The organism is Salipiger bermudensis, from assembly GCF_019801965.1.
Taxonomy (GTDB): Bacteria; Pseudomonadota; Alphaproteobacteria; order Rhodobacterales; family Rhodobacteraceae; genus Salipiger; species Salipiger bermudensis_A.
Window position 1 is genome coordinate 493,914 of record NZ_JAHVIA010000004.1, and the last position, 10,013, is coordinate 503,926.

General features: G+C 69.8%; 13 protein-coding genes and 1 tRNA gene. 10 read left to right on the forward strand and 4 right to left on the reverse strand.

The window, feature by feature from the left end:
* Window positions 1-3: 3 nt before the first annotated feature.
* From KUV62_RS11790 to KUV62_RS11800, 3 genes are all read right to left on the reverse strand, one after another.
* Window positions 4-696 (reverse strand): NUDIX hydrolase, encoded by a 693-nt coding sequence (locus KUV62_RS11790; RefSeq protein WP_222603883.1) that lies wholly within the window; start codon window positions 694-696, stop codon window positions 4-6.
* A 37-nt stretch (window positions 697-733) separates the two neighbouring features.
* Window positions 734-1,204, reverse strand: a complete 471-nt coding sequence (locus KUV62_RS11795; protein ID WP_222603884.1) for a DUF983 domain-containing protein — start codon at window positions 1,202-1,204, stop codon at window positions 734-736.
* 219 nt (window positions 1,205-1,423) lie between these two features.
* Complete coding sequence (locus KUV62_RS11800) at window positions 1,424-1,903, reverse strand: fasciclin domain-containing protein (RefSeq protein ID WP_222603885.1); 480 nt, start codon at window positions 1,901-1,903, stop codon at window positions 1,424-1,426.
* Window positions 1,904-2,051: 148 nt separating this feature from the next.
* Here KUV62_RS11800 and KUV62_RS11805 point away from each other — a divergent pair, with 148 nt between their 5' ends.
* From KUV62_RS11805 to KUV62_RS11825, 5 genes are all read left to right on the forward strand, one after another.
* Entirely contained in the window at window positions 2,052-2,954 is a 903-nt protein-coding gene (locus tag KUV62_RS11805; protein WP_222603886.1) for a LysR family transcriptional regulator, read from the forward strand.
* Between the two features lie 146 nt (window positions 2,955-3,100).
* Window positions 3,101-3,790: an EF-hand domain-containing protein gene (locus KUV62_RS11810; protein WP_222603887.1), complete on the forward strand. Its 690-nt coding sequence runs from the start codon at window positions 3,101-3,103 to the stop codon at window positions 3,788-3,790.
* 82 nt (window positions 3,791-3,872) lie between these two features.
* Window positions 3,873-4,457 (forward strand): RNA polymerase sigma factor, encoded by a 585-nt coding sequence (locus KUV62_RS11815; RefSeq protein ID WP_222603888.1) that lies wholly within the window; start codon window positions 3,873-3,875, stop codon window positions 4,455-4,457.
* The gene (locus KUV62_RS11820; RefSeq protein ID WP_261395580.1) at window positions 4,450-4,821 is read left to right on the forward strand and encodes a hypothetical protein; all 372 of its coding nucleotides are present in this window, start codon (window positions 4,450-4,452) and stop codon (window positions 4,819-4,821) included. Before KUV62_RS11815 ends, KUV62_RS11820 begins: the two co-directional genes overlap by 8 nt.
* Before the next feature lie 3 nt (window positions 4,822-4,824).
* Window positions 4,825-5,343: a periplasmic heavy metal sensor gene (locus tag KUV62_RS11825; protein ID WP_222603890.1), complete on the forward strand. Its 519-nt coding sequence runs from the start codon at window positions 4,825-4,827 to the stop codon at window positions 5,341-5,343.
* A gap of 26 nt (window positions 5,344-5,369) precedes the next feature.
* Here KUV62_RS11825 and KUV62_RS11830 read toward each other — a convergent pair whose 3' ends face one another.
* Complete coding sequence (locus KUV62_RS11830) at window positions 5,370-6,779, reverse strand: diguanylate cyclase (protein WP_222603891.1); 1,410 nt, start codon at window positions 6,777-6,779, stop codon at window positions 5,370-5,372.
* A 108-nt stretch (window positions 6,780-6,887) separates the two neighbouring features.
* Here KUV62_RS11830 and KUV62_RS11835 point away from each other — a divergent pair, with 108 nt between their 5' ends.
* The 5 genes from KUV62_RS11835 to KUV62_RS11855 all read left to right on the forward strand — a co-directional run bounded on the left by KUV62_RS11835 (window position 6,888) and on the right by KUV62_RS11855 (window position 9,911).
* Window positions 6,888-7,172, forward strand: a complete 285-nt coding sequence (locus tag KUV62_RS11835; protein WP_222603892.1) for a DUF3572 domain-containing protein — start codon at window positions 6,888-6,890, stop codon at window positions 7,170-7,172.
* A complete protein-coding gene (locus tag KUV62_RS11840) occupies window positions 7,169-7,867 on the forward strand; it encodes an HAD family hydrolase (protein ID WP_222603893.1) in 699 nt (232 codons plus the stop codon). Before KUV62_RS11835 ends, KUV62_RS11840 begins: the two co-directional genes overlap by 4 nt.
* A 283-nt stretch (window positions 7,868-8,150) precedes the next feature.
* Window positions 8,151-8,768, forward strand: a complete 618-nt coding sequence (locus tag KUV62_RS11845; RefSeq protein ID WP_222603894.1) for a heme NO-binding domain-containing protein — start codon at window positions 8,151-8,153, stop codon at window positions 8,766-8,768.
* Complete coding sequence (locus KUV62_RS11850) at window positions 8,765-9,742, forward strand: GGDEF domain-containing protein (RefSeq protein WP_222603895.1); 978 nt, start codon at window positions 8,765-8,767, stop codon at window positions 9,740-9,742. Before KUV62_RS11845 ends, KUV62_RS11850 begins: the two co-directional genes overlap by 4 nt.
* Before the next feature lie 94 nt (window positions 9,743-9,836).
* Window positions 9,837-9,911: transfer RNA gene (locus KUV62_RS11855), tRNA-Gln, on the forward strand.
* Window positions 9,912-10,013: the final 102 nt, after the last annotated feature.

Below are 10,013 nucleotides of genomic sequence, written 5' to 3' on the forward strand. Positions count from 1 at the left end.
TGATCAGTCGGGGAGCGCGGTGCCGTTGAGCCGCAGGAACAGGCTTTCCTCGTCATCGTTGCGGAAGAACGGCACCGAGGCCGGCGGGCCGTCCTCATGGGCGCGGGCGGCGACCTCGGCCAGCACCACTTCGGTGATGAACGGCATGTCGAAATCGCGCAGCGCGTCGAGCGCGATCCACTGCAGGTGGCTGAGCTCGTCCGAGGCGGCGGAGAAATCGTCGGGATCGGTGGCCAGCGCCTCGGCATCGACGAGGAAGAACCGCGCGTCGAAGCGCCGGGGCCGACCCGGGGGCGTGATGGCGCGGAACACGAATTGCAGGCCGGAGGCGTCGGGCACGTGGCCGGTGGCCGCGAAGCTGCGCCAGTCGGCGGGCGGCTCGGCCCAGTCTCCGCGGGCGCCGAGAATCAGCCCGGTCTCTTCCCAGAGCTCGCGAATCGCGGCAACGGCGAGCGGATGTGCGAGCCCCGCGACGCTGTCTTCGCCGAGCCGTGTCTCGCAGAGCGCGGGCAGGGGGCGGCTCAACGGCACCTGCGCATCCTCGGCATCCACCGCGCCGCCGGGGAACACGAACTTGTTGGGCATGAAGGCCGCCTTGGCGCCGCGCTGCCCCATCAGGATGCGCGGGGCGGTGGCGCGGTCGCGCATCACGATCACCGTCGCCGCGTTGCGGATCGCCGTCTTGTCTTGGGTCATCTCGTCTCCTGCCGGTCTTGCGGGCCGCGGCGCGGATCTAGAACCCGTGCATCCGGCGGGCCCATTGGAAGCCCACGATCGCCCCTTTCAGTCTTGGCAGAAGATAGAGAGACAAGCCGATGCAGCCAACGGAGAATATGGTGATCAGGGTCAGCGGCTCCGGACGCCAGGTGGTGAAGACGATGTGCAGCGCCGGCGCCATGATGTGGCCGACGATCAGGATCGTCAGGTAGGCCGGGCCGTCATCGGCACGGTTGTGGTAGAGCTCCTCGCGGCAGACCGGGCAATGATCGCGCACCTTGAGATAGCTGCGCAGCAGCGGGCCGGAGCCGCAATTCGGGCAGCGCCCGCGATAGCCGCGCCAGATCGCGGGCCAGGTCTCGCGCTGCTCCGCGGTATCGCCTGCGGGGGCGGGGGCGCCGTCGAGCGGCGCGGCGGCAGGGTCGGCACTCCGGGTCTCTTGATCGGCCTGCGCGGGCTCTTCTCCGGGCTGGGTCATGTCTTGCATCGGTCTCCTCGATCCTCCCCCGAAACGTGACGAAGCATCCACGCTAACAGAACTGCGCAGATTGTCGTTGCGGCGCCATGTCGCAAAGCAGTGTGGCGCGTGCACCTTTGCTCGGCAAGCCGCGCCGTGGCGTCGGATGGCAGAGGGGCGGCACGGAAAAACGCCCGGTCGAGGTATCGACCGGACGCATTTCGATGGTCTTGCGGGGAAGGTCGGCGATCAGCCTTCGGGCATCAGCACCGTGTCGATGGCGTGGATCACGCCATTGGAAGCTTCCACATCCGGCATCACGATGGTGGCGTCGTTGACCATCGGGTCGCTCGAGAGATCGAATTTCACTTCGCCGCCCTGAATCGTGGTCGCGGTCATGCCGTCGTCGAGATCGCTCGACATCACCGCGCCCTCGATGACGTGGTAGGTCAGGATGTCGACCAGCTTGTCCTTGTTCTCGGGCATCAGCAGTTCGTCGAGCGTGCCCTCGGGCAGCGCCTCGAAGGCGGCGTCGGTCGGCGCGAGGACGGTGAACGGGCCCTCACCGGAGAGCGTCTCGCCGAGCTCGGCTGCCTCGACCGCGGCCAGCAGCGTGGTGAAGTTGCCGGCCTCTTCGGCGACGGCGGGAATGGTCTCCATGTGGTGGTCGGCGAGCACCGGGCTTGCGAGGGCTGCGGCGGTGGCGGTTGCGGCGAAGAACATTTTCATCGTGAGGTTCCTTTCGGTTGCGCCCGGCGGGGACCATCCCCGGGGCTTGCCAAAAGAACTAGTCGCCACAGACTTTCGACTACGACGGATTGTGAAATGCTCCATTGCAGCAGGAAACGTGAATTTTATGGAACCGTGAGGGAGCGGTATGGACAGCACGGAACTGAGGATCTTCATAGCCACGGCCGAGGAGGGCAGCTTTGCCGGTGCCGGCCGCAGGCTCAAGGTCTCGCCCGCGTCGGTGACCCGCGCGATCGCGGCGCTCGAGGCGCGGCTCGAGGTCAGACTCTTCACCCGCACCACGCGGCAATGCCGCCTGACGCTCGATGGCGAACGCTTTCTCGAACGCTGCGCGCCGCTGGTGCGTGAACTCGAAGATGCGGAGGATGAGATCCGCACCGGCAACCTCGGCCCGAACGGGGCTCTCCGGGTGGCGGCGCCGCTGTCCTTCGGGCGGCGTCAGATCGCACCGCTGATCCGGGCCTTCCGACAGAAATTCCCTCAGATCTCGGTGCAGCTCTTCCTCTCGGACGAGAGCGACGACCTGCTCTGGCGCGAGTTCGACTGCGCGCTGCGGGTCGGGCGCCCGACAAAGGGCGAGTTCATCACCCGGCGGCTGCTGAAGGCACGGCGCGTGGTCTGCGCCGCGCCGCGCTATCTCGAAGACCGGCCCGCGCCGCGCGTGCCTGAAGACCTGGCCGAGCATCGCGGGATCGTGCTGATCCGCGATGGTCAGTTGCTCGACCAATGGATGTTCGAGGACGAGAGCGGCATGCGCTCTGTCAGCATTCCGACAACTCTCGCGAGCAACAGCGGCGAGGTTACGCATTGCTGGGCGCTGGAGGGTGAGGGGGTGGTGCTGAAATCGCTCTGGGATGTGCAGGAGGATCTTGCCGAGGGGCGACTGGTCGAGCTTCTGTCTGAATATAGCGCCGACAATGCCGACATCTACCTGGTTTATCCGGCGCGCCGCTACGTGCCGTCCCGGACCCGGAGCTTCATTGATTTCCTTGCGGATTCCTTTGCCGGGGCGGCCGGCCGCATCGGCTGACTCTGGGCAGGCGACGACAGTGCCGCCCGGTTGCGCAAAAAAAATCTGCGACGGGAATGAGCCGCCCCCGCGTGGAAGGAACAGATCGGCGGCCGCAGGGGCGCCGGCATCCAGCGATAAACAGGAGATCGCAGCAAATGACACGCATGAGCAAGCTTCTTACCGGTGCCGCCCTTGCGGTGATGGGCTCCGCAAGCCTGGCGATGGCCTTCCAGGGCCAGCCCGGTCAGCAGGGCGGCCCGCGCGAAGGCCGGGCGCCGATGATGCTCGAGATGTTCCAGGAACTCGACGCCGATGGCGACGGGGTGGTGACCGCCGAGGAACTGTCGGCGGCCGGCCCGGGAGCCGCCTTCGCCGAGGCCGATGCCAATGGTGACGGCGTTCTCGAGGGCGACGAGCTGACCGCCTTCCGCGCCGCGCAGGAGCGCCTCCGCGAGGAGCGCCGCCAGCAACGCATGGTCGAGCGGCTCGACAGCGATGGCGACGGCAAGCTGAGCCTCGAGGAGATCGAGGCGGGCAACAAGCGCGGTCCGCAGCAGATGTTCGACCGTCTCGATGCCGACGGCAATGGCGAGGTGAGCCTCGAGGAACTGGCCGCGGCGCAAGAGCGGATGCTGCAGAGAATGCAGGAGCGCCGCTCCGAGATGGGCGAGCGCGGCGGCCGTGACGGCCGCGATGGCAAGCACCAGATGCGCGCCGGCGGCTATGGCGGGCATGGTGGCAAGCACCAGATGGGCGGACGCGGTGGCCCCGACGGCCAGCCGCAGATGCGCCCCGGTGCCCAGACCCCGCCGCCGGCGCAGATGCCCGAGTCGGCGCCCGAGGCGCAGGACTGAAACGGCGGGCGGCGGCACTCTGCCGCCGCCTCGCACCGTTGCGTTGTGGCCCCGCTCGGGCTAGCGCAACTGGATGGACCGGATGCCATATGACGCAATGAGCGACAGCAGTGACGAGGACCTGCTCGCGGCCTATGCGGCCGGCGAGCCCGCCGCGGCGCGGGCGCTCACCCAGCGTCTGGGCCCGAAGGCCTTCGGCGTGGCGATGCGCATGCTCAAGGACCGGGCCGAGGCCGAGGACGTGGCGCAGGAGGCGCTGCTGCGGTTGTGGCGCGCGGCGCCGGGCTGGCGCGCCGGCGAAGCCAAGGTCTCGACCTGGCTCTACCGGGTGGTGTCGAACCTGTGCATCGACCGGATCCGCAAGGCGCGCGGCGGCCATGTCGATCTCGACGCGGTGGCCGAGCCGCCCGATCCGGCACGCTCGGCGGAACAGGATCTGCAGGAGACCGCGCGCGGCGCGGCGCTGCAGGCGGCGCTCGACACGCTGCCCGAGCGGCAGAAACAGGCGGTGATCCTGCGTCATCTCGAAGGGCTCTCGAACCCCGAGATCGCCGAGATCATGGACATAGGCGTGCGCGCGGTCGAAAGTCTGACCGCGCGGGGCCGCAAGGCGCTGGAGGGCCTGCTCGGGGCCAGACGCGCAGAGCTGGGATATGACGATGACTGACAAGCGCAAGGCAGAGGAAGCGGGGCTGGGCCCCTGGTTCGACGCGGGACGCGCCGAGGCGCCGGCGCCTTCGGGCGACTGGCTGGCGCGCATGGAGGCGATGGCGCTGGAGGAACAGCGAGCGCCCGCGGTCGCGGTCATGCCCGAGCGGGAGAGCCGCGGCGTGCGGCTGCGCGACCTGCTGCGCGTGCTCGGCGGCTGGCCGGCGGTGGCGGGGCTGGCAGCGGCCTGCGCGGCCGGGGTCTGGTTCGGCGCCGTCTCGCCCGCGACCTTCTCCGACTGGACCTCCGTCGCCACGGTGTCGGACAGTTACACCACCTTCGAGCCGGCCAGCGGCTTCGATGTCGCGATGCTGGGATACTGAGCCATGAGCGAAGACATGACGACCGCCAAGACCCCGAAAATGACCACCGGCCTGCGCGTCCTGCTGTTCGCCTCGCTGGCCGCGAATCTCGCGGTGGCGGGCGTGGTCGCAGGGCTGTTTCTCACTCGCCCCGACATCGATCGCGACGGCCCGCCGCGCGGGCGCGACTTCGTGTTTCCCTACACCCACGCGCTGAAGGAAGAGCAGCGGCGCGAACTCGGCCGCACCCTGCGCGGCCAGGTCGAGCGCCAGCGCGACACGCCGGGGGATTTCCTCGACGAGTACCGCACCGCCATCGAGATCCTGCGCGCCGAGCCCTTCGATCCCGCCGCCTTCGCTGCGACGCTGGACCGGCAGGGCGAGCGCGCCGAGAACCGTCAGGCCAAGGGTCAGCGCCTGCTGGTCGACTATGTCGCGCAGCTCACGCCGGAGGAGCGCGCGGCCTACGCGCAGCGCCTCGAGGACCGGATCCGCGAGGTCTCCGAGAAGATCCGCAAGGGCCCGCGCCCCGATCGCGACTGAGCCCGGCGCGCGGTGCCGCGGGGGGCTCAGCCGCTGGCGCTGAGCACGCGTGGCCCGGGCCGCAGGTCCGACCAGGCGAGCACCCGGTCGCGGCCGCGATCCTTGGCGGCGTAGAGCGCCCGGTCGGCCCGGTCGAGCAGGACGTCGGAGGCAATGCGCTCGCCGTCGGCGCAGGCGGCGAGCCCGATGCTGACGGTGGCGGAGGCGCAGGCGCCGCCGCCGGGCAGCACGAAGGGGCCGGCGGCCAGCGCCGTGCGCAGGCGCTCGGCGCTGCTGCGGGCGGCAGCCTCGTCGCTGTCGGGCAGGATCACCAGGAATTCCTCGCCGCCGAACCGCGCCACGAGATCCGAAAGCCGCACTTCCCCGCACATCCGTCGCGCCACCTCGCAGAGCACGGCGTCGCCCGCGGCGTGGCCGTGGCGATCGTTGATGCGCTTGAAGTGATCGAGATCCGCCAGCAGCAGCGAGAAGCCGCGCCCGCGCTCGACCGCGCGCTCGCAGAGGCGGGAAAGATGCGGCAGCGCGTAGCGGCGATTGTGCAGCCCGGTAAGCGGATCGGTGATCGCCGCGTGCAGCCCGTGGCGCATGTTGGCGCGCAGGCTGTCGCGGCGGCGCTTGCGGGCGATCTGGCGCGGCAGCCGGAGCGCCAGCTCCGCGGCGTCGAATCCACGGGTGAGCAGGTCGTCGGCGCCGAGATCGAGCGCCCCGGTCGCCTGTTTCGGGTGCGCCGCGTCGCAGACGTAGAGCAGGGCGGCGCGCTGATGTCTCGGGCTGGCGCGAAGCTGGGTCAGGAGCGCCAGCCCGCCGCGCGCCGGCGCGCCGGTCTCGACGACGACGAAGGCCTCGGGGGGCGTTGCGCTCGGGCGCAGCGCCTGTTCCGCTGTCATCCGCTCGATCCGGTCAGACAGCCGCGCCTGCAGGCAGGCGATGGCCCGGTCGATCTCGGGCCCGGCGCTGACCGCGATCAGCGCGACCCGCGCCGGCGGCTGGAACGGGGCCCCGGCGGCGTCCGCGAGGCCGAGGGCGCGCCGGGTATCGTCGCGCAGGGTCAGCTCGGCATCGGCGGCGCGGGCGCGCAGCCGGTTGCGCAGCCGCGCCAGCAGCAGGCCGCGATCGACGGGTTGATCGAGCACGTCATCGGCCCCGGCGGCGAGCAGCGCGTGGCGTTCGGCCCGGTCCTGACCCTCGCCAAGCAGAAGGATCGGCGTGTCGCCCCGGTCGGCCATCACCTGCGCCCGGGTGCAGAACACCCGCGCCTTCATGTCGGGCAGCGCGGTCGAGGCGATCACCACGTCGGGACGCTGCCGGTGCAGGGCGCGCAGCGCCTCGGCCCCGGAGGCCACGGGAATGACTTCGTAGAACGCCCGGCCGAGCGCCGCCGCGAGGGCGATGCGATTGTTTGCCACAGCATCCGCGATAAGCACCCGTCCCGTCATTGCAGCCTTTTCCACCATGCGCTACGCAGACCACGGGGGCTGCGTGTCCTCTGGCGGGCAGTGTTCGCCGAGAATGGTTAATAATCTCTTTCGGATTTTAGGCACCCAATGGCGATCTCCCGTGACAGCGCTGAACTGATCGGACTGCAGGCCGTGGCCTGGCTGGCCACCAACGACGAGCTTCTGCCGGTGTTTCTCGGCGCCACCGGCGCTTCCGAGCAGGATTTCCGCGTCGCGCTGGAGGATCCGGTCTTCCAGGGCGCGGTGCTGGATTTCATCCTGATGGACGACGCCTGGATCGGCAGCTTCTGCGACGCGCAGGGGCTCGATTACGAGACGCCGCGGATGGCCCGCGCCATGCTGCCGGGCGGCGGCGAGGTCAACTGGACATGAGCCTGCGTGCCGATGCCGTGCTGTTCGACAAGGACGGCACCCTGTTCGAGTTCGGAGCGACCTGGAATGCCTGGGGCCAGCAGGCCCTGCGGCATCTCTCGGACGGCTGCGAGGCCACGCTTCTGGCGTTGGCCGAGGCGGCGCGGTTCGATCTCGAGACCGAAAGCTTCCACGCCGACAGCCCGGTGGTGGCCGGTACCAACCGCGAAGCGGCGGCCTGTCTCGCCTCGGCGCTGCCGGGGCGCGAGGCGGGGGAGATCGAATCCTATCTTGAACGCACCGGTGCCGAGGCGCCGCTGAAGCCCGCCGCCCCGCTGGTGCCGCTGATGGCGCAGCTGGAGGCGATGGGGCTGCCGCTGGGCGTCATGACCAACGATGCCGAGAGCGTGGCCCATGCGCATCTCGGCTACGCCGGGATTCGCGGCGTCTTCGATTTCATCGCCGGGTTCGACAGCGGCTTTGGCGCCAAGCCCGATCCGGCGCCGCTGCTGGCCTTCGCCGAGCGCGTGGCGATCGCGCCGGGGCGCATCGTGATGGTGGGCGACAGCCCGCACGATCTCAGCGCCGGGCGCGCCGCCGGGATGCAGACCGTGGCGGTGCTCACCGGCCCGATCGGGGCCGACCGGCTGGCGCCGCTGGCCGATGCGGTGCTGCCCGATATCGGCCACCTGCCGGGCTGGCTGCTCGGCGCCTGATACCTGTCGGCCTGCCTGCGGGATGGGCCCGGTGACGGGCGTCGGCGCGGGGGAATCTGCCTAAAATCCACTTCGTTCGTCGGATCTTAAGCGCCTGCCGCCAATGGTCTTGCCGTGACAGACAGGCGGGCCCGGCCGGCATCCGGGGCCGCGGGGCAAACGGATCAGGCGGTGCGCCATCCGGCAGCGATCTGGCGCGCGCAGAGCGGAGCCTCGTGGCGTCGTGCGCTGGGCGCGGCCAGGCTGGCTGCAGGCGGGGCCACCAGGCGAACGGAAGAGGCAGATGCACGGGCTGGTGGCACGGACACTTCAGTGTTTCCTGCAGGATACGTATGGGCAGGTTTTCTGGGCCGAGATCGCGCGCCGCGCCGAGCTCGACAGCCCGGAATTCGAGGCCATGCTTGATTACGAGCCCGAGATCGTCGACCGGGTTCTGAGGGCGGCGGTCGCCCGGCTCGCGAAGCCCGGCGAGGCGATCCTCGAGGATATCGGCACCTATCTCATCACCCACCCCAACAACGAGGGCCTGCGCCGGCTGATGCGCTACGGCGGGCTCGACTTCATCGATTTCCTGCATTCGCTCGACGACCTGCCGGGCCGCGCCCGTCTCGCGGTGGCGGATCTCAATCTGCCCGAGCTCGAGCTTCGCGATCGGCCGGGCGGCGCGTTCGAGCTGGTATGCCAGGTGCGGGCGCGCGATCCGCTGGGCTTCGGCCATGTCCTCGTCGGCGTGTTGCGCGCGATGGCGGATGATTACGGCGCGCTGGTGATCCTCGATCACGCCGGCCTGCGCGACGGGCGTGAACGCATCGACATCGCGGTGGTGCAGGCAGATTTCGCCACCGGCCGCAGCTTCGATCTCGGCGGGGCGCCGGGCCCGGGCCAGGGGGGCAGGGCATGAACCTGCCGCCCCGGACGCTCGAAGCGCTGATGCCGCTGCACCTTTCGATCGCCGCCGATGGCCGGGTGCGCGGGCTCGGCCCGACCCTGGCCAAGCTGCTCGGGCCGGGCAGGGGCATCGGGGCGGGCTTCGCGGAGATCGTCGAGGTCTATCGCCCGCGCGCTGTCGCGACCCTGCCTGCCCTGCTCGAGCTGTCCGGGCGCAAGCTGCAGCTGCGGCTGCGCGGCCCCGAGGGCCTGACGATGAAGGGGCTGGCGATGCCCGACGATGCTGGCGGCGCGCTGCTCAATCTTTCCTTCGGCATCGGCGTGGTCGAGGCGGTGCGCCGCCACGCGCTCACCGCCACCGATTTCGCCGCCACCGATCTGGCGATCGACATGCTCTACCTCGTCGAGGCCAAGAGCGCGGCAATGGAATCCTCGCGCACCCTCAATCGCCGCCTGCAGGGCGCGATGCAGGCGGCCGAGCAGCGCGCCTTCACCGATCCGCTGACCGGTCTCGGCAACCGCCGCGCCATGGACCAGCTGCTGCAGCGGCTGATCCGCGGCGGCGAGCGCTTCGCGGTGCTGCATCTCGACCTCGACCATTTCAAGCAGGTGAATGACAGCCGCGGTCACGCCGCCGGCGACAGGGTGTTGCAGGCCGTGGCCCGCCGGATGCTCGATCTGACTCGCAAGAACGACCTCGTGGCCCGTGTCGGTGGCGACGAGTTCCTGATTCTGCCGCTGGGGCTGACCGACGAGGAGCGGCTCTCCGATCTCGCCTCTCAGCTGATCGCGCGGATCGAGGCCCCGGTCGAGATCGATGGCGCGACCTGCGGGGTCTCGGCCAGCATCGGAATCGCGCTGCATCACCCCGAAAAGCCCGCAGCAGACGGTCCCGCGGGGCTGCTCGAACGGGCGGATGCGGCGCTCTATACCGCCAAGCGCGCCGGTCGCAGCCAGCACGTCTTTCACCGTGCCGAACAGGTTTGAAAGCTGTCTCGACGTAAGACGAAAAAGAGATGAATTTTTTGCCGTCGAAGGTCTTGCGCCCCCCGAACCCTTCGCGTAATACCGCCGCCACGGTTGGGGTGTAGCCAAGTGGTAAGGCAACGGTTTTTGGTACCGCGTACCGTAGGTTCGAATCCTACCACCCCAGCCAGTACTTCCTGAGACATCGTTACAAGGCGCGCCTCCGCTCCCTGAGCGCGGTAAATGCCCCTCTTTCTGCCCCCGGTCCTGCGGGCTCTTCTGGCGTGCTTTC

Bases quoted from the DNA above. Each gene is read 5' to 3' on its own strand.
- KUV62_RS11790 (WP_222603883.1), bottom strand. From the start codon at position 696: ATGACCCAAGACAAGACGGCGATCCGCAACGCGGCGACGGTGATCGTG.
- KUV62_RS11795 (WP_222603884.1), bottom strand. From the start codon at position 1,204: ATGCAAGACATGACCCAGCCCGGAGAAGAGCCCGCGCAGGCCGATCAA.
- KUV62_RS11800 (WP_222603885.1), bottom strand. From the start codon at position 1,903: ATGAAAATGTTCTTCGCCGCAACCGCCACCGCCGCAGCCCTCGCAAGC.
- KUV62_RS11805 (WP_222603886.1), top strand. From the start codon at position 2,052: ATGGACAGCACGGAACTGAGGATCTTCATAGCCACGGCCGAGGAGGGC.
- KUV62_RS11810 (WP_222603887.1), top strand. From the start codon at position 3,101: ATGAGCAAGCTTCTTACCGGTGCCGCCCTTGCGGTGATGGGCTCCGCA.
- KUV62_RS11815 (WP_222603888.1), top strand. From the start codon at position 3,873: ATGCCATATGACGCAATGAGCGACAGCAGTGACGAGGACCTGCTCGCG.
- KUV62_RS11820 (WP_261395580.1), top strand. From the start codon at position 4,450: ATGACTGACAAGCGCAAGGCAGAGGAAGCGGGGCTGGGCCCCTGGTTC.
- KUV62_RS11825 (WP_222603890.1), top strand. From the start codon at position 4,825: ATGAGCGAAGACATGACGACCGCCAAGACCCCGAAAATGACCACCGGC.
- KUV62_RS11830 (WP_222603891.1), bottom strand. From the start codon at position 6,779: ATGACGGGACGGGTGCTTATCGCGGATGCTGTGGCAAACAATCGCATC.
- KUV62_RS11835 (WP_222603892.1), top strand. From the start codon at position 6,888: ATGGCGATCTCCCGTGACAGCGCTGAACTGATCGGACTGCAGGCCGTG.
- KUV62_RS11840 (WP_222603893.1), top strand. From the start codon at position 7,169: ATGAGCCTGCGTGCCGATGCCGTGCTGTTCGACAAGGACGGCACCCTG.
- KUV62_RS11845 (WP_222603894.1), top strand. From the start codon at position 8,151: ATGCACGGGCTGGTGGCACGGACACTTCAGTGTTTCCTGCAGGATACG.
- KUV62_RS11850 (WP_222603895.1), top strand. From the start codon at position 8,765: ATGAACCTGCCGCCCCGGACGCTCGAAGCGCTGATGCCGCTGCACCTT.